General features: G+C 72.8%; 16 protein-coding genes. 7 read left to right on the top strand and 9 right to left on the bottom strand.

Features of this window, described 5'->3' with window-relative positions; translation table 11 throughout:
* A partial coding sequence (locus tag J7E86_RS26405) for a PHP domain-containing protein (protein ID WP_215084958.1) occupies positions 1 to 359 on the bottom strand: 359 nt, incomplete at its 3' end.
* A gap of 185 nt (positions 360 to 544) precedes the next feature.
* Between J7E86_RS26405 and J7E86_RS26400 the strand changes: the two genes are divergently transcribed.
* The 3 genes from J7E86_RS26400 to J7E86_RS26390 all read left to right on the top strand — a co-directional run bounded on the left by J7E86_RS26400 (position 545) and on the right by J7E86_RS26390 (position 3613).
* On the top strand, positions 545 to 1639 hold the full coding sequence (locus tag J7E86_RS26400; RefSeq protein WP_251019706.1) for a DUF3533 domain-containing protein: 1095 nt from the start codon (positions 545 to 547) through the stop codon (positions 1637 to 1639).
* A gap of 165 nt (positions 1640 to 1804) precedes the next feature.
* Positions 1805 to 2698 (top strand): hypothetical protein, encoded by an 894-nt coding sequence (locus tag J7E86_RS26395; protein ID WP_215084956.1) that lies wholly within the window; start codon positions 1805 to 1807, stop codon positions 2696 to 2698.
* Between the two features lie 459 nt (positions 2699 to 3157).
* Positions 3158 to 3613: a subtilase-type protease inhibitor gene (locus J7E86_RS26390; RefSeq protein WP_215084954.1), complete on the top strand. Its 456-nt coding sequence runs from the start codon at positions 3158 to 3160 to the stop codon at positions 3611 to 3613.
* A 95-nt stretch (positions 3614 to 3708) separates the two neighbouring features.
* Here J7E86_RS26390 and J7E86_RS26385 read toward each other — a convergent pair whose 3' ends face one another.
* The 5 genes from J7E86_RS26385 to J7E86_RS26365 form a co-directional block, all read right to left on the bottom strand.
* The gene (locus J7E86_RS26385; RefSeq protein WP_215084952.1) at positions 3709 to 4782 is read right to left on the bottom strand and encodes a S1 family peptidase; all 1074 of its coding nucleotides are present in this window, start codon (positions 4780 to 4782) and stop codon (positions 3709 to 3711) included.
* 231 nt (positions 4783 to 5013) lie between these two features.
* Complete coding sequence (locus J7E86_RS26380) at positions 5014 to 5844, bottom strand: slipin family protein (protein ID WP_215084950.1); 831 nt, start codon at positions 5842 to 5844, stop codon at positions 5014 to 5016.
* 182 nt (positions 5845 to 6026) lie between these two features.
* Positions 6027 to 6950, bottom strand: a complete 924-nt coding sequence (locus J7E86_RS26375; RefSeq protein ID WP_215084948.1) for a S1 family peptidase — start codon at positions 6948 to 6950, stop codon at positions 6027 to 6029.
* Between the two features lie 244 nt (positions 6951 to 7194).
* A complete protein-coding gene (locus J7E86_RS26370) occupies positions 7195 to 7980 on the bottom strand; it encodes a DUF1684 domain-containing protein (protein WP_215084946.1) in 786 nt (261 codons plus the stop codon).
* A 151-nt stretch (positions 7981 to 8131) separates the two neighbouring features.
* Positions 8132 to 9331 carry a DUF5685 family protein gene (locus J7E86_RS26365; RefSeq protein ID WP_251019705.1) on the bottom strand — a complete coding sequence of 400 codons (1200 nt, stop codon included), beginning with the start codon at positions 9329 to 9331 and terminating at the stop codon, positions 8132 to 8134.
* 333 nt (positions 9332 to 9664) lie between these two features.
* On the opposite strand from J7E86_RS26365, the gene J7E86_RS26360 reads away from it, so the two are divergent.
* Positions 9665 to 10102 carry a cell division protein SepF gene (locus J7E86_RS26360; RefSeq protein ID WP_215084942.1) on the top strand — a complete coding sequence of 146 codons (438 nt, stop codon included), beginning with the start codon at positions 9665 to 9667 and terminating at the stop codon, positions 10100 to 10102.
* 22 nt (positions 10103 to 10124) lie between these two features.
* On the opposite strand, the gene J7E86_RS26355 is transcribed toward J7E86_RS26360, so the two are convergent.
* Both J7E86_RS26355 and J7E86_RS26350 read right to left on the bottom strand, forming a co-directional pair.
* The gene (locus J7E86_RS26355) at positions 10125 to 11303 is read right to left on the bottom strand and encodes an acyl-CoA dehydrogenase family protein (protein WP_215084940.1); all 1179 of its coding nucleotides are present in this window, start codon (positions 11301 to 11303) and stop codon (positions 10125 to 10127) included.
* A gap of 918 nt (positions 11304 to 12221) precedes the next feature.
* On the bottom strand, positions 12222 to 13937 hold the full coding sequence (locus J7E86_RS26350) for an MFS transporter (protein ID WP_215084938.1): 1716 nt from the start codon (positions 13935 to 13937) through the stop codon (positions 12222 to 12224).
* Between the two features lie 180 nt (positions 13938 to 14117).
* Between J7E86_RS26350 and J7E86_RS26345 the strand changes: the two genes are divergently transcribed.
* A complete protein-coding gene (locus J7E86_RS26345) occupies positions 14118 to 15293 on the top strand; it encodes a glycosyltransferase family 39 protein (protein WP_374223864.1) in 1176 nt (391 codons plus the stop codon).
* Positions 15294 to 15633: 340 nt separating this feature from the next.
* Positions 15634 to 16656, top strand: a complete 1023-nt coding sequence (locus J7E86_RS26340; protein ID WP_215084936.1) for a phosphatase PAP2 family protein — start codon at positions 15634 to 15636, stop codon at positions 16654 to 16656.
* A 105-nt stretch (positions 16657 to 16761) separates the two neighbouring features.
* Here J7E86_RS26340 and J7E86_RS26335 read toward each other — a convergent pair whose 3' ends face one another.
* Entirely contained in the window at positions 16762 to 16977 is a 216-nt protein-coding gene (locus J7E86_RS26335; RefSeq protein ID WP_215084935.1) for an I78 family peptidase inhibitor, read from the bottom strand.
* A gap of 419 nt (positions 16978 to 17396) precedes the next feature.
* Here J7E86_RS26335 and J7E86_RS26330 point away from each other — a divergent pair, with 419 nt between their 5' ends.
* Positions 17397 to 17759 (top strand): gas vesicle protein, encoded by a 363-nt coding sequence (locus J7E86_RS26330; RefSeq protein WP_215084934.1) that lies wholly within the window; start codon positions 17397 to 17399, stop codon positions 17757 to 17759.
* Positions 17760 to 17797 lie beyond the last annotated feature (38 nt).

The raw sequence follows: 17797 nt of genomic DNA, 5'->3' as shown, positions 1-17797 counted from the left end.
GCGGAGACCAGTCCGCACAGCGCGGCCCAGGCGGGCGCGCCGTCGCGGGCGAGGAAGGTCACCCGGGGCGTGGACTCGTCGATGAAGGCGCCGCCGCGCACGGGGACCCGGCGCCGGACGGTCGGGCCGGGCTCGGGCACGCTCTCCCGTACGGCCAGGTCCACGCCGAACAGCGGCCGCACCCCGGCCCGGGCGCTCGCCCTGGCGAACCGGACCGCCCCGGCGAGGCTGTCGCGGTCGGTGAGGGCGACGGCGTCCATGCCGCGCTCGGCGGCGCGCCCGGCCAGCCGCTCGGGGTGCGAGGCCCCGTAGCGCATCGAGAACCCCGAGACGGTGCGCAGGTGCGTGAAGCCCGTCATCGCACGCCTCCTGCCGTTCTCACTGGTCTCACCGGTCTCCGCTGTCGCGCACCCCCTGGCTGATTTCCGCCCCTCCTCTCTCCACCATAAACCACCTCCTCGAACATTCGTACGAACTGCGGTGGGCGTCGCCCGAACGGCCCCCACCGCCTGCGGTGCCCCGCCGGACCCCGCAGGCTCGGATCATGGACCGCTCCCCCGGCTCCCCCGGCTCCCCCGGCCCTCCCGGCCCTCCCGGCCCTCCCGGCTCCTCGGGCGACAGCGCATCCCCGACGTTCCTCCAGGAGGTACGGGAGGCGGTGACGGCCCGCGCCGCGCTGCTGGTGCTCGGGGCGCTGGTGCTCCAGCTCGCGTTCATCACCTCCTACGTCGGGGCCTTCCACAGCCCGCGGCCGAAGGACATCGCGACCGGCGTCGTCGCCCCGCGGCAGCTCGCCGGTCAGCTGGTGGACAAGCTGGCCGGGCTGCCGGGCGGCCCCTTGGACCCGCGCGCGGTCCGCGACGAGCGGGAGGCCCGCCGGCAGCTGCGCGAGCGCGACCTGGAGGCAGCGCTGATCGTCGACCCGCGCGGCACCACCGACACCCTCCTCGTCGCGGGCGGCGCGGGCGCCTCGCTCGCCCAGGCCGCCGAGGCGGTCGTCACCCGCGCCGAGGCCGCCGAACAGCGCTCGCTGAAGATCGTCGACACCGCCCCGTCCGCGGCCGGCGACGCCCGCGGCCTGACCTCCTTCTACCTGGTGGTGGGCTGGTGCGTCGGCGGCTACCTGTGCGCCGCGATCCTCGCGATCAGCGCGGGCGCCCGCCCCGCCAACCCCCGGCGGGCCGGCTTCCGGCTCGCCGCGCTCGCGCTCTACGCCATCGGCTCGGGCCTGCTCGGCGCCGTCATCACGGGCCCGGCCCTCGGGGCGCTGCCCGGCAGCGTCCTGGGCCTGTGGGGGCTGGGCGCCCTGGTGGTCTTCGCGGTCGGGGCCACGACGCTGGCCCTGCAGGGGCTGGCGGGGATCATCGGCATCGGCCTGGCGATCGCGATCGTCGTGGTCCTGGGCAACCCGAGCGCGGGCGGCGCGTACCCCTACCCACTGCTCCCGCCCTTCTGGCGCGCCATCGGCCCCGCGCTCCCGCCGGGCGCGGGCACCTGGTCGGCGCGCTCCATCGCCTACTTCCGGGGCAACGCGCTGACCGGATCGCTGCTGGTGCTCTCCGCCTGGGCGGTGGCCGGCACGGCGGTGACGATGGTGTGCGCCGCGTTCCGCAGGAGGAGCCTCGCGCCGCCGCCGTGAGCCGAAGGCGGGAGGGGCCGGGGCGCGTGCGGGGCGTCCCGCGCCGGTCGCGCCCGGCGCGCGGCGGCTTCGCGCACGCTGCCGGGTGCGCTGATGAGCCGTGGTCCGGACGCGGCGCCGGGTAGAACCTGAGGATCCGCGAGAGCGCTACCGGCGAGGAATCCCATGCCCACCACGCCCAGTCACCGTCCGGCGGTCACCGGCCTCCGGACGAACCCGCACGCCGCGGAGGCCGCCGTGTTCGTCGACCGCTGGGTGCGCCGGACCGGGCTCATACAGTCCTTCTCCGCCCAGCGGCGCTTCCGCAGAGCCGGCTGCGCGGAGTTCGCGGCGCGGGTGATGCCCGACGCGGAGTGCGGGCGGCTCAAGCGCGGTACGGCCTGGCTCGTGTGGTTCTTCATCTTCCACGACCGGTCCGAGGAGTACGGGCAGTCCCCGCCGTTCGCCGACGCCCTCCTCGACTTCCTCCCGCCGGACACCGGCCGCACGCCGCCGGCCCGTACCGCGCTCGAACGCGGCCTGGCCGACGCCTGGCGGATGGTGGCCCCGGTGATGTCACCGCGGTGGCGCGAGCGGTTCCTCGGCCACTTCGGCGAGTTCACCGGGTCGTGGCCGGCGGGGAGCGCGGCCCGGCCGCTGTTCGACCTCATCGAGTACACCGGTGGGTTCGAGGTGCCGCCCGAGGTGCGCGAACTGCCGTCGTTCCGGGCGGTCGACGCCGCGGCCGCGCTGCGCTGCCCCGGGCAGTGTGAGCTCTCCCCCGAACTCCTCGCCTCCCGGCGGAAGGCGTTCCGGCGCGCGCTCTCCACGCTGCACCGCGATCTGGCGCCGCGGCGGCTGCCGGCCGAGGCGGTGTCGGCCGCCTCGGCCTACACCGAGGCGCTCACCCTCTGGATGGGCGGCCCGCCCGGCGGCGCCGGGGAACTCCCCCCGGCCGGCGGGCGGCTGATCCTCACCGAGGACATCACCGGCACCCCGGTCGACCTGCTCCGACCCCGGCGGCCCGCCGGATGGCACGAGGGTGTCGGAAAAGTGAGCGGCACATTGCGTACGAAGTGACGTCCCGTGGCTCCTGGGGTGCCGTTCCGGGTGTACTTCGGCCATTTGCGGACGCGTTCCCGAATCACGGCGCGTGCCGGTCGGTCACCTGACGGGCCTCTTTTCGGCCGGGTGGCGGAGCTTCCCCTTCCGAGGTTCCCGCACCTTCACTTTGGTGATTTAATGCGGCTCAAATTTAATTTTCCAAGGCCACCGGGGAAAGTTTTCAACGATTGCAAGGCATCTTCGCTGGTCAACATCCCCGTAACATTAATTCCCACCATTGCCGCCCAATCCGGACTCACGGACATGCCACAGCCCCCTCCGGGTTACCAGGAGCGGATGTGACTCACTCCAGATCAGGCCATTACTCAGAGCTTTCAACCAGCGACCGAAAGTGTTCGATCGGTGTGCGTTCATGCCCAACTTGGGCAAGACTCCAGTCCGTTATCTGAAGCGACGACCAAGGGAGTGTTCGGAATGCGGTACATCACTAAGGGCATCGCACTGGGCGCCACGCTGGCACTGGGCGGCCTGGTGGCGGCCGGGACAACGGCCGCGAGCGCCGCACCCGCCACCACCACCGCCCCCGCCGCGCAGACGAGCCTGTATGCGCCCTCCGCCCTGGTACTCACCATGGGATCGGGCGCCAGCAGGGACGACTCCGGCGTGCAGCGCGCGGTCACGCTGACCTGTATGCCCAAGGCCGCGGGAACCCACCCCGCCGCCAAGGACGCCTGCACCCAGCTGCGTTCCGCCGGCGGTGACTTCGACAAGGTCACCGCGGTGAAGGCCGACACGATCTGCACGAAGGAGTGGAACCCGATCGTCGTCACCGCCGAAGGCGTGTGGGAGGGCCGCCGGGTGAACTACGAGCACACCTTCGCCAACCCGTGCGCGTTCAAGGCGGGCAAGGGCACGGTCTTCGAGTTCTGAGCGACCCTCGGAGCCCCACCTGAGCGTGAGGCGGCCCCCGGACACCGTGGAGGTGTGTCCGGGGGCCGCCCGTTCATGGGTGGGGGACCAAGGGTTCACCCGAGGGTCGCGCCGTATGCCGCCAACGGCTCGGTCACCGGCTGGTAGAACGTGGTGGCGGGGCCGCCGTTGCAGTCGCCGTCGCCGCCCGAGGTGAGTCCTAGGGCGTTCGCGCCCGAGAAGAGGGGGCCGCCGCTGTCGCCGGGCTCGGCGCAGACATTGGTCTTGATCAGGCCGGTGACCCGGCCCTCCTTGTAGGTCGCCGTGGCGTTGAGGCCGGTGACCGTGCCCTGGGACACGTGGCCGAGGCGCGGGCCGGTGGTGGAGCCGCTGCGCTGGACCGCTTCGCCGAGGGCCGCGTCACGGGCACCGGTGATGGCCTGCGCGCCGCCGTTGTAGAGGTTCACCTCGCTGGGATGGGGGACGGCGGTGGTGTACTCCGCGATGGCGTAGTCGTCGCCGGGGAAACTCGAGCCTCCGGCCGGGACATGCGCGAACTCCGGGCCGCCCTGGGTCTCGGCCCAGCTCTTGACCGGATTGCCGCAGTGCCCGGCCGTGAGGAAGGCGTCGGGCTTGCCGGCCCGCTTGACGTTGAAGCCGAGCGAGCAGCGTGCGGAGAAGTCACGGCCGTAGATCGCGTCACCGCCGGAAATGAACCGCGTGAGCTTCGTCGTGGTCCTCTTCACCACCACCGTCTCGCCGGCGGAACCGGCGATCTCCTTCAGCCGCGCCAGCTTCGCGCCGGTGACCGTGGGGTCGGCCGTCACGACGACCCGGTTGACCCTGGGGTCCGAGACCCACGTGGTCCCGGGGATCTCCTCACTGGAGTCCAGCGTCGCCTTGGCGGCGTTCAGTTCGGCCTGCGCGAAGCGGACGGCCCTGGGCCGGGCCCCCGCCGCGCGCACCAGTCCCGCCACCGCCCGGTCGGTGATGTTGACGATGAGCTGTTGCGTCGCGCTGTCGTAGTACGAACCGGCCGCCGCGCCCTTCAGCTGTGCGGCGAGCGTCTCGCCGAGCTGCCCGGCCGAGAGCGCGCTCGGTACGCGCGGGGCCTGGGTCGTCGACGCGTCGGCGTTCTGCGGGCTGAGGGTCACGGCCGCGAACGCGGTGACCGCGAAAGCAACCAGCATGGCGCGCACGCGAATCCGTCTGGCCTTCAACTCGACACCTCCGGTGGGGGCCGGGCCCGGCAGTGGGGTGCCTTATGGGCCCTGAGGACAATCGGCACCGGCGCGGTCCGGCTTTACGAAAGCCGCGTCCATGCCAAGTTGCCCGTCGAGTATCCCGACCACGAGAGGGCGTGTACAAGGCGGAACCGGTGTTGTATGCAGGCTTATTCGTGCGCCCCCCCGGCATGAGTGTCACACGGGTGGTGACGGCGGGGAAGGCGGAGGCGGTGGGGCGTCCGGCCGGTGTTCGTCGGCCGGCGGCGGCTGCCCCGCGCGCTCCAGGAACCGCAGCAACTCCACCGGGAAGGGCAGCACCAGCGTGGAGTTCTTCTCCGCGGCGACCGCGACTATGGTCTGGAGCAGGCGGAGCTGGAGGGCCGAGGGCTGGTCGGACATCGTCGCCGCGGCCTCGGCGAGCTTCTTCGACGCGAGCAGCTCGGCGTCGGCGTTGATCACGCGGGCGCGGCGCTCACGCTCGGCCTCCGCCTGCCGGGACATCGAGCGCTTCATCGTCTCCGGCAGCGACACGTCCTTGATCTCGACGCGGTCGATCTGCACGCCCCAGCCGATGGCCGGGCTGTCGAGCATCAGCTCCAGGCCCTGGTTCAGCTTCTCCCGGTTGGAGAGCAGGTCGTCCAGGTCGCTCTTGCCGATGATCGAGCGCAGGGAGGTCTGCGCCATCTGGGAGACGGCGAAGCGGTAGTCCTCGACCCGGATCACGGCCTCCGCGGGATCGACGACCTTGAAGTAGACCACCGCGTCGACCCGTACGGTGACGTTGTCCCGGGTAATGCCCTCCTGGGCGGGGATCGGCATCGTCACGATCTGCATGTTCACCTTGCGCAGCCGATCCACACCGGGGATGACCATGGTGAACCCCGGCGGGCGAATCTCCTCGCGCAGGCGGCCCAGCCGCAGCACGACGCCGCGCTCGTACTGCTTGACCACCCGGGCCCCGGCCACCACGTACACCGCGCAGGCGGATCCGGCGCTCGCCGCCGCCACTACCAGTTCTTCGATCATGGCACGACCCCCTGCCCTGCACCTCGGGTGTCATACCCACGGTATGCCCGTCCCGGACAGGGGTCGAGCCCCCGGCCCGGGGGTTCCGGGCCGGGGGCTCCTGTGCTGCTGGCCGCAAGGCTTGGGGAAGGGATGTGCTCGCTCGCGGTCAGGGGTCGGAGGGGCCGGTTCAGGCCCTGGGGTCAGAAGACGCTCACCCCGTACGCCTTGAGGGCGGGGCCGACGGGCTGGAAGAAGGTCGTGCCGCCGGAGGTGCAGTTGCCGCTGCCGCCGGAGGTCAGGCCGAGGGCGGTGGAGCCGGCGAAGAGGGCGCCGCCGCTGTCGCCGGGCTCGGCGCACACATTGGTCTTGATCAGACCGCGGACGATCTGGCCGTTGCCGTAGTTGACGGTGGCGTTCAGGCCGGTGACCTTGCCGCCGTGCACCTTGGTCGTGGAGCCGCTGCGCTGGACGGACTGCCCGACGGTGGCGTTGCCCGCGGCGGTGATGCGCTGGGTGCTCCCGTTGTAGAGGTCGACGGCGCTGGGGTGGGCGATCGAGGAGTTGGTGTACTGCACGATGCCGTAGTCGTTGCCCGGGAAGCTGGTGCCGGTGGTGGGGCCGATGCTCGTGGTGTGGCTGGAGTTCGCGTAGTACGCGGGCTTGCCCTCGGTGCAGTGGCCGGCGGTCAGGAAGTAATAGGTGTTGCCCTTGCGCACGTTGAAGCCGACCGAGCAGCGCCAGGTGGGCGCGTAGATCGCGTCGCCGCCGGCCAGGAGCTTGCGGAAGGCGCCGGGGGTGCGTTCGACGCGTATCGCCTCGGCGGCGGGGCCGGCCTGCTGTCTGATCCTGGCTATCGCCGTGTCGGAGACGGTGGAGTCGGCGGTGACGACGACGTCGCCACTGGCCTTGTCGACGACCCAGGCGGTGCCCGCGACGTCCGCGGACTGCACGGCGGCGCTCGCGGCGGACAGCTGGGCGGCGGAGTGCGCGGCGCCGGCCGATCCGGCGTCGGCGTGGGCGTTGGTGGCGACGAGCGCGGAAGCCGCCACGAGGCCGGAGGCCAGGGCGATGATCCGGGTACGACGAGCGGTGGTGCCGAGGGGGGTGGTGCGCTTGATCCTCACGTTCTTCCTCCCGAGTGGGGTCGGGGTCCGCCGGTGGGGCAGGCCCGTGAGGCGCAGCCAAGAGACACACCGGGTTCCGCTTTCGCCGTGCCCCTGACAAGCGCTGTTCGGGAGTATTCGGGCCGGACACCGGGCGGCGCAAGAGCATCTTTCAGACGGCACCCGGGCAGCGCGGAGCGCCCCGACGGCGCGTACGGCCGCCGGGGCGCCGCTGTGCGACGGCCCGGGTCACCCCTTCGACGTGTCAGCGGGCGAGAGCGTTCCGCTCCCCCGCCCGCACCTCGAAGGGCAGGGTGTTGCCGGGCGGCGGGAAGGGACAGATGAAGTGGTCGGCGAAGGCGCACGGCGGCAGCAGCGCGCGGTTGAAGTCCACGCTCACCCGGCCGTCCGGGCCGGGCGCCGACGGCCGCAGGAAGCGGAAGCGGTACGTGGACCGGCCGCTGGTGCCGTCGGCGAACACTCCCCACAGCGATCCGTCCGCCTCCCGCGCGACGTGCAGGGTGTGCTCGGCGCCGTCGATGCCGAAGGCCAGCTCACCGGCGAGGCCCAGACCCCGCTCGCGCCCGTCGGCGTTCTCCACGGAGACCGTGCGCGGCCGGTCGTACGGGCGGAACTCCCCCGGCAGCACCCAGCGCTCGTCGTGGTCGAAGGCGTCGATCCCGGCGAACGCCCGCCGGGCGGCCGCGTCCGGGTCGAAGACCCGCAGGCCCCACAGCCCCTCGCGGCGCAGGACCAGCAGCTTGCGATCCCCGTGCGCCACCCGCGCCGCCGAGGGCCCGCTGTCGGCGGTGAGGCGGTATGCGCCCTCGGCCGGCCGCCCGTCGACGGTCAGCCCGTCGGCGGCCGTGGCGGTGAGCAGCACGGTCCCGCCTTCCTCGGCCCACTCCCCCGGCACGGCTGGAATTCGACCGTCCTGATGGTCGGAGAGCCAGAAGGTGCCGGTGAGCGAGAGGGGCCCGTACGGCGCGGAGACCGCCTCGGTGCGCTCGTCGTGCCACGCCTTCCACTGCCGTTGTGCGTCAGTCGTCATACGCGTCAACCTTTCACAGCGGTACGGGCCACGGGCCGGGGCAGCCCGAGGTGGTCGCGGAGCGCCGTACTCCGTGCGGAACGCGCCACGCTCCTGGATCACCTCAGCACGTCAGCGGCGGTTCGGCCGCCCCTCCCTCGGGCCGCCCTGCTCAACAACCGCAGTCACACCCGCAGTCGCAACAATCGCATTCACCGCAGCAGTCACAGCAATTGCAGCAGTCCCCGCAGTCCCCACAGCCATCGCAGTTGTCGCAGCACTTGGCGCACCAGCCCTCGCGCGGCTGCCCGTTCCAGGGGTCGTGGTACGGGTCCTTGCAGCACACCTGACCGGTGCAGAAGAGCCCTGTCCACACAGCGCAGCCGGCGATCAGCCCACGCCGCCGGCCGCGCCGGGGCGGCTCGGGCGGCGCGCCGGGCGGCATGACCGGCGGCGGACCGAACGCGGCGCGCGCACCGTCGTGCCCCTGTCCATGCCCGTGTCCGCCTTCGGGCCCGTGCCCGTGACCGTGCCCATGTCCGTGTGGGCGGCCCGCCGTGCCGAACGTCCGGTCCACCGCACGGTCCAGCTCGTGCGCCAGCAGCAGATGCGCGAGCCTGCCCTGCGCCTTGCTCGCGAAGTCGACCTCCCGCAGGGCGAGACGGACGCCGTGCACCGCGTCGTCGCACAGCCGGCGCACCTCCGTGAGGTCCGTACCGGTGGCGGCGACGGGGTTCCACGCCCCGGAATCGGCGTCCTCCTGGAGGTCCTCGACGGCGTCGAGGAGATGCGCGAGCCGCCCGAAGAGCCGTCCCGCCTCCTCCAGCGGCGCGCGGTTGGCAGGCCGGCCGGCCAGCACCGCCGTATGGCCGAAGGCCGCGGCGGTCGCCGTCTCGGTCGGCTCGGTTATCTCCAGCAGGGGCGTGCCGACGCCCGCCAGCGCCTCGATCCCGGCCTGCCGGCCGACCGCGTCGATCAGGACGGCGGTGTCGAATCCGAGGTCCGCGCCCGTACGGGCACCGGCGCGGTCCCAGGTCGCGGCGACCCTGCGGGCGACGGCGGCGACCGGACGGCGCGCCAACAGGCCGTCGCCGTCGGCGACATGGTCACGCATCTTCGCCGACGCCAGGACGAGCGAGACGGTGGCGGCCAGCCGCGCGCCCTCGCCCTGGGCGACGGAGGCGGTGCGCATGCCGCGCAACGGGCAGGGGCCGGCCGTGCGCCGCCAGGCACCGGCACCCTCGGCGCGCGGCGCCTGCGCCTGCGCCTCGACGAGCACCGAGACGACGAGCCCGTCGTAGTTGGTGGCCACGCGCGCGAACTGTCCGTGGTCCCCGCGCAGGGCGAGACACAGCCCGCACAGGTGGGCCATCCACTCCGTACGCATCGACTCGGACAGCCGGTGCCGGCATGGCCTGATGATCCCGAACAATTCTCGCCCCCGGGTGTGGTGTGGATGGACCCGGGCATCCTAATCACCGGACAACCACACCGGTCCGCAGCCCGCGGACCACCCCCAGAACCGCATATGCCCAGGTCCAGAGCGCGTGGCACACCTCTCGGGCTTTCTGACGCATCGCCAACCGCTTTGCACCAGATGCGTCACGAAATCCTCGCTTGGCGGCTATCCACTTGGCACATCATCCGCATCATGGACGACGATAGAGAAGCGGTCGGAACACACCGCGTGTGAGAGGAGGCGTCCATGGGATCGGTGCGCAAGGCGAGTGCCTGGCTCGGCCTCGTCGACGACAGCGTTGACGAGCGCTACTACGACGACGACTACGCAGAGGGGCCCGAGCCCGGCGACTCCTGGGTGACCAACCCGAAGGTGCGGGTGGCGGACGAGGTCGCGCAGGAGCAGGGCACGCGGATCGCCACGGTCACCCCGGACGGCTTCCGGGACGCCCGTGGCATCGGCGAGCTCTTCCGCGAGGGCGTGCCGGTGATCGTCAACCTCACCGGCATGGAGCCCGACGACGCCAAGCGGGTCGTGGACTTCGCGGCCGGGCTGACGTTCGGGCTGCGCGGCTCGATCGAGCGCGTGGCCAACCGGGTCTTCCTGCTCACCCCCGCCGACTACAAGGTGCTCAACGGCGAGCCGCAGGCCCGCGTGAACGGGGGCTTCTTCAACCAGAGCTAGGCACCGGACGTACCTCAGGTGCTCACCGGAAGGCGTCGATGCCGGTGAGCGCCTTGCCGAGCACCAATTGGTGCATCTCCACGGTGCCTTCGTACGTCAGTACCGACTCCAGGTTCGTGGCGTGCCGCATCACGGGATACTCCAGGGAGATCCCGTTCGCGCCGAGGATCGTACGGGCCGTACGGCAGATGTCGATGGCCTCGCGCACGTTGTTGAGCTTCCCGAAGCTGACCTGCTCCGGCCGCAGGGTCCCGGCGCCCATCCGCAGCCCCAGATGGTGGGCGAGCAGGATCCCCTTGTGCAGTTCCACCGCCATGTCGGCGAGCTTGGCCTGGGTGAGCTGGAACCCTCCGATGGGCCGGCCGAACTGTTCCCGCGTCCGCGCGTAGTCGAGTGCCGACTCGAAGCACGTGCGCGCGGCGCCCATCGCGCCCCAGACGATCCCGTAGCGGGCGTGGCTCAGACAGCCGAGCGGCCCGCGCAGGCCGGTGACCTCCGGCAGGACGGCGTCGGCGGGCAGCCGCACCTCGTCCAGGACGAGCTCGCTGGTGACGGAGGCGCGCAGCGACCACTTGTGGGTGATCTCGGGTGCGGAGAAGCCGGGGCGGTCGGTGGGGACGACGAAGCCGCGGATGCCGTCGTCGGTCTGCGCCCAGACGACGGCGACGTCGGCGACGGACCCATTGGTGATCCACATCTTACGGCCGGTCAGCACCCAGTCGGTGCCGTCGCGCTTGGCGTACGTGCGCATGCCGGCCGGGTCGGAGCCGTGGTCGGGCTCGGTCAGCCCGAAGCAGCCGATGAGCTCGCCGGCGGCCATGCCGGGCAGCCAGCGCTGCCGCTGCTCCTCGGAGCCGAAGCGGTGGATCGCGTACATCGCGAGGGAGCCCTGCACGGAGACCAGGGAACGGATGCCGGAGTCGGCGGCCTCCAGCTCCAGGCAGGCCAGCCCGTACTGCACGGCGCTCGCGCCCGCGCAGCCGTAGCCGGACAGCTGCATGCCGAGGGCGCCTATGGCGCCGAGTTCGCGGGCGAGTTCGCGGATGCCGGGGAGTTCGCCGCGCTCGTACCAGTCCGCGATGTGCGGCAGGACACGGTCGGCGGCCCACCGCCGGACGGTCTCGCGCACGGCGAGGTCCTCGGGGGCCAGCAGGTCGTCGATGCCGAGGGGATCGCGCGGATCGAACGAGGATACGGACATGCCAGCCTCCGACGACGGCGGCCGAAGCCGCTTCTTGGTGATCATCCGGTCGCCGTCGACGCTAAACGGCATGCCGCCGGCAGTCCAGACCCGGCCGGGTCCCCGGCCGGGGCGAGCCGACGCGTGTGTCCGGCAGGGCACGATTCGCCGTCGCGGCGGGAGAATGGGGTGCGGCGGTCCCTACCCGGCGTTGCCGGCCCCACACCGCCGACAGGCCGGCCGGGCCACCGCCGAACACGTACGCGTCGCGACGCGCCGTCGCGGCGGGAACAACGGGCGGCATGCCCAGCCCTCCCACCCGCCCATCGGGCACCGCCGGATACGAACGCGTCGCGACGCGCCGTCGCGGCGGGAACAACGGGCGGCATGCCGGCCACCCGACGCCGCGCCCCATCCCGCGCGGCAGGGCCCGCAAGCGTCGGCCCCACACCGCCCGACACACCCGTCGGACACCGCCGGACACGAACGCGTCGCGACCGCCATCACAGCGGGGGACAACGGGGCGGCATGCCAGCCCTCCCTCCCGCAGCCGCCCATCCCGCGCGGCACGGCCCGCGAGCGTCGGCCCCACACCGCCCGACACACCCATCGGGCACCGCCGAACACGTACGCGTCGCGACGCGCCGTCGCGGCGGGAACAACGGGCGGCATGCCAGCCGCCCGACACGCCCGTCGGGCAACGCCGGACACGAGCGCCTCGCGACGCGCCGTCGCGGCGGGAAGAGGGATACGGCACCTCAGCCGCCACGACGCTTGCGCCGCGCGGCACCGCGAACCGTGCCGTCGCAGTGGGCAATGGGTGCCGGCATCCCTGATCCGGCCCTCGGGCAGCAGGCACATCCGCGCCCACATCCCCGCCGCAGCGGACCCCCGCCCGCGCGGCGTGGCCCGGCGCCGCCGGACACCGCCCGCCGGTCGTCAGTTCATCGCCTCCGCGGCCACCGGCGCGACCGGGCAGACCTCCGCCGCCGGCGAAGGCACCGGCACCGGCACCGGCACCGGCACCGGCACCGGCGAACCCTCTGCGGCCGAAGCCGGTTCGCAGTCCATCGCCCGCGGCAGGCGAAGCGCCGCCACCGCGCCCAGGAGCAGCAGGCCCGCGCTGATCAGCAGCGTGACGTGCAGGCCGTGGACGAACGCGTCGCGGGCCGCCGTGCGCAGGGCCGTGCCCGCGGGGCCGCCCAGCCGGGAGGCGATCTCGTACGCCTCCCCCAGCGAGTGGCTCGCGGCGGCGGAGTCCGCGCTCGGCACCCCCCGTGTTCCGGCGACGCCGGGCGCGTACGTGGCGTTCATGACGCTGCCCAGCAGCGCGATGCCGATGCCGGCTCCTAGCTGGTAGGACGTCTCGCCGATCGCCGCCGCGCCACCGGCGGACTCCGCGGGGGACTCGCTGAGCATGGACTCGTACGCGCCGAAGAGCGTCGTTTCCAGCCCGAAGCCGAGCAGGACGAAGCCGCCGACGAGGACCGCGGGCCGGTCCTGTACGCCCATGACGGTCAGGGAGGTGACGGCCGCGGCGGTCAGGACGAAGCCGAGGGCGACCATCGTGCGCGGCCCGAGCCGGTGCAGCAGCCGGGAGCCGGCCAGGCCGGCGGCCATCGCGGCGAGCGTGAGCGGCAGCAGCCGCAGCCCGGTCTCCAGCGGCGTGAGGCCGAGGACGAGCTGGAGGTACTGCGCCGCTATGAGCTCCAGGCCGACCAGCGCCAGCATGGCCAGCACGATGCAGCCGACGGACGTGCCGAAGGCGGGCCGGGCGAACATCCGCAGGTCCACGAGCGGGTGCGTCCGCCGCCGCTGCCGGCGGACGAAGAGGATCAGCAGGGCGCCACCGACGGCCCCGGGGACGACGGTCGCCAGGGTCAGCGGCGGCTCACCGCCGCCCACCCGCTTCACCGCGAGGACCACGCCGAACAGTCCGAACGCGGCCATCAGCGCGCCGAGCACATCCCACGGCCCGTCCCGGTCGCCGGTCGACTCGGGCAGCAACCAGCGCCCGACGGGGAGGCTGACGGCCATCAGCGGGATGTTGATGAGGAAGACCGAGCCCCACCAGAAGTGTTCGAGGAGGAAACCGCCGAGCAGCGGCCCGCAGGCCGCGCCGACCGCGGCGACCGCGCTCCACAGGCCGACGGCCAGCGCCCGTTCCCGCCGGTCGGGGAAGACCTGCCGCAGGATGGACAGCGTCGCCGGCATGATCATCGCGCCGCCGACGCCGAGCAGGGCGCGCGCCCCGATCAGCACCTCCGGCGTGGAGGCGACGGCGGCCAGCGCCGAGGCCACGCCGAAGAGGGCGTAGCCGAGGAGCAGCACCCGGCGGCGGCCGACCCGGTCGCCGAGGGTGCCGAAGAGAATGAGGAGGGAGGCGCAGACGAGCGGGTAGACGTCGACGATCCACAGCAGCTGTATCGCGCCGGGCCGCAGGTCCTCGGTGACGGCGGGCACGGCGACGTGCAGGACGGTCGCGTCGACGGCGACCAGGAGGAGGCTGACGCAGAGGACGACGAGCACGGTCCAGCGGTTGGCCCCGGCGCCACGTCCGTACGGCAGGCGCGGCCGAAGCCGCTGCCCGTACCGGGTCCGCTGCCGGGGAACGCCCGCCGCCCGTCGTGGGCCGGCCGTGGTCGTCCCGGACATTCACACACCTCCGTGTCTTGCGCTCGCGGCCGACGGCGGGCCTTGGGGGACTGTGGACCCGGGGCTGTCGAGGGCGAGTGACTCGACAGAGTACGCGAGTCCCGGCCAGGGATACGTGCTCCGTGTCACGTCACGGGCCCGTGGCCGGGAGCGTGTCGCGGGATGCTGGACAATTGGCCGGTGACTGATCTTGTTTCCCCCGCCGGTACGGGCTCCGGGGCGGGCGGCCTGCCCGGTGCTCCCGGTGCGTCCGCCGCGCTGCGCCGCGCGGTGCCCGCGCTGCTGGTGTACGCGGGGGTGCGGGCCCTGGGTCTCGTGGTGCTCGCCGTGTGGGGCCGGGCGGCGGGCAAGAGCCCGCACCAGCTGCTGTCGGCGCGCTGGGATTCCCTCTGGTACTCCCGCATCGCCGAGGAGGGGTACGGCTACACCCTTCATCTGCCCGGCGGGAAGGTCCATTCCGATCTGGCGTTCTTCCCGCTGCTGCCGTGGCTGGAGCGCGGGCTGTCCGCCCTCTTCCCGCTGTCGGCCGCCGACGCGGGCCTGCTGGTGAGCGCGGTCGCCTCGCTGCTCGCGGCCTGGGCGATCTTCCTGACCGGCGACCGTCTGTACGGGCGGCGGGCCGGTGTGGCGCTGGTGGCGCTGTGGGCGGCGCTGCCGGTCGGCATCGTGCAGTCGATGGCGTACTCGGAGTCGCTGTTCACGGCCCTGGCGGCGTGGAGCGTCCACTGCGTGCTCACCGGGCGATGGGTGTGGGCGGGTTCGCTGGCGGCGCTGGCGGGGCTGACCCGGCCGGTGGGCGCGGCGGTGGTCGCGGCGGTGTGGATCACGGCGGCGGTCACATGGTGGCAGGGCGGCCGGCGGCCGGCGCCCCGGATGCTGCTCGGCGTGGTCCTGGCCCCCCTCGGCTGGCTGGCGTACTTCGCGTGGGTCGGCGTCCGCGAGGGCGCCGTGACCGGCTATCTCGATGTGCAGGGCGGCTGGGGCAACGGCTTCGACGGCGGTGTGGCCTTCGGCTCGTTCGTCGCCGGGCGGCTGACGGGCTCCGCGTGGCCGGCCGGTGTCGGTCTCCTGGTCGGCGTCGCGCTGGTGGTGTGGCTGTACGCGGCCGGTGTGCGGCGGCGCGAGCCGCTGCCGCTCCTCGTCTACGCGGGGGTCGTCCTGCTGCTGGCCCTGACGGCGAAGGGCTACTTCGGCTCCAAGCCGCGGCTGATGATGCCCGCCTTCCCGCTGCTGCTGCCGCTCGCGGTGGCCCTGGCCCGGCTGCGGACGGTACGGGCGGTGCTGACGGTGTCCGCGGTGGTGCTGGTGTCGGCGGTCTACGGAGCGTTCTGGCTGCACGGTTCCGGCCCTCCGTGACCAACCGCACCGGCCTCCGTGACCCGGCGTGCCGGACCGGCCGCGATCTTCGCTTCGCCTTCCGCGCCCGCCCCCGCGGGAGATCGCGGGAAACGCCGTGGAACACCTCGGCCAATCACCGATAAACGGCGCCGCACAAAAGGAAATCGGATGACCGCGCATGCCCGCCGCGGCCCGGGGGAAGATTTCTACGGCGGATAAGTTCCCGGCGCTATTCCATGAGGTGACGAAGAATCAAACGTGGCGTACGTCATGTTTGAGACGCATTCCACATCACATCGTCATCACAAACAGGCCCGATCGGCCGAACCCTCCTGTCACGCAATGTAACGTCGATTGGGTGCGTACCAACGACGAGCTCGTCCAAGTGGAGGAGCGCCCGACCGAGCCCGTGCGGCGGCCGCGGATGACCCGGACCCGCCTCGGGATCTTCGTGGCGACTTCCGTGGTCTACCTGGCGATCGTGGTCGGCGTGCTCACGACGTCCTGGCCGGTGCGGTTCGACTGGCAGGTCATGCTCTTCCGCCCGTACAAGCAGTGGCCGGAGATCCACACCTTCCTCGACTACTTCGTGGTGCTCGGCCAGCGCGGCCCGACCGCGGTGGCCGTGGCGGCGTGGCTGGGCTGGTGCACGTACCGGCAGAAGACCCTGCGTCCGCTGCTGGTGCTGGGGACCTCGCTGCTGCTGCTCAACGCCACGGTGGGCGCCGCCAAGATCGGCATGGGCCGTCTCGGTCCGCACTACGCCACCTCGATCGGCTCGAACGAGATGTTCGCCGGTGGTGACATATTCCCCTCCGGTCACACCGCCAACGCCGTGGTGACCTGGGGCGTCCTGGCCTATCTCGCGACCACGCCGCGCACCCGCCGGGTCGCGTCGGTGATCGCCGCACTCCTCGCGCTGGGCGTCGGCATGACGACCGTCTACCTCGGCACCCACTGGATGAGCGATGTGACCCTCGGCTGGAGCGCCGGCCTCCTGGTCCTGCTCGCCCTGCCGTGGTTCGAGGTCCCGATGGCGCGCGCCGAGTCCCTGCTGCTGGGGATCTGGCGCCGCGTCCGCGAGCGCGGCGCGTTCGTGCCCGCGACGGTCGCACCGGTCGCCGCGATCGGCGCCCCGCGCGCCCCGGCCGACGACCGGCTCCCGCCCCTGCGCGAGCCGGTGGGCGTCGCCGGCCGTACGGCCGGTGCGGGACGCGTGCCGGACGGCCGGCCGCACCTGTCGCCCAAGCCGCACACCATCCGCTCCGAGCGGACCCCGGTCACCCCGGCCGGCAGCCGCCGGCCGCCCCACCCCGACCGCACCCCGCGCACCGCGCCGCTGGGCCCGGCCACGGGCCGCGGCCGCACCGTCGGCGGCTGAACCGACGGGCGCGGGCGGTACGCACAGCCCCCGCACCGCTCTTCGGCGACGGCCCCGGCACCCCTGACGAGGGGGTGGCCGGGGCCGTCGCCGTCCCCGGCTCGCTCAGCCCTTCCAACAGCGCCGCACGACGCCGTCGTCGACCTCGAAGTTCAGCCGGCCCACCTGGTACTCCATGGTGATGACCGCGCCCGGGGCCAGCGAGCGCACGGTCGCCCAGCCGTGCTCGCGCGCCCGGTGGGAGGCGCTCGCGGTGTCGAGACCGACGTACGCCTCGGGGGCGTCGTCGGGTTCGGACGGGATGTTCGGTAGAGGTGCCATGGAAGTCACCGTAGGCCGCGCGGGCGGCCGGCGGTAGCGCGGAGGGTCTCACGGGGTCATGCGTTCCGGGTCCGTCACCGGTCACACTTCTGTCACAGAGAACCGGCGTCGGTTTACCGCGGGAGACATCACTCGTACGGGCCTTCTCGCCGCCCTTCGCACGGTTCCGCAAACCGTCGTCCGGGAATTCACGGGATATTTTCGAAAAGCCCTCGACAACTCCCCGGAATGCCCCCGGTTTTCTCCCGTGTCAGTCCTCCCGTAAAGGCCGGCCCGGCGATTACGGGCCGCATGGCCGGCCCCTGCGCCGAGCAATCCGGAATGCATAGTTCCGATCCCTCCGGCCGCCACGATCCGGCCGCGTGTCCGGCGCATGTTTGGGCAGCCGACGCCGAGGTACCCGCCGCCGCGAGGCTCCCATGACAGAGACATCGAAGAATCCCCGGAAGACCCCTCAGAAGAACACCGACGAACCCGACAAGACCGACGAACCGAGCGAGTCCGGCACCGCCGGACCGGCGCCGGAGCCGACGCCCGTGGAACTCCTGCGCGCGGCCCGGGACCAGCTCACCGAGCTGACCGGCATGCGCCCCGAGGGCGTCTCCCGCTTCGAGCGCTCCGACGACGGCTGGGTGCTGGAGGCCGAGGTCGTGGAGGTCACCCGCGTGCCCGAGACGATGAGCATCGTCGCGCTCTACGAGGTGACCCTCGACCCCCACGGCCTCCTCACCGGCTACCGCCGCGTCGGCCGCTACGAACGCGGACGGGCCGAGCGCCGCTGAAACGGCCCGCCGGGCCTCCGGGCCCGCCCCGTCCATAG

Source organism: Streptomyces sp. ISL-11, from assembly GCF_018614525.1.
Taxonomy (GTDB): domain Bacteria; phylum Actinomycetota; class Actinomycetes; order Streptomycetales; family Streptomycetaceae; genus Streptomyces.
This window is presented reverse-complemented; position numbering and strand designations above follow the sequence as displayed.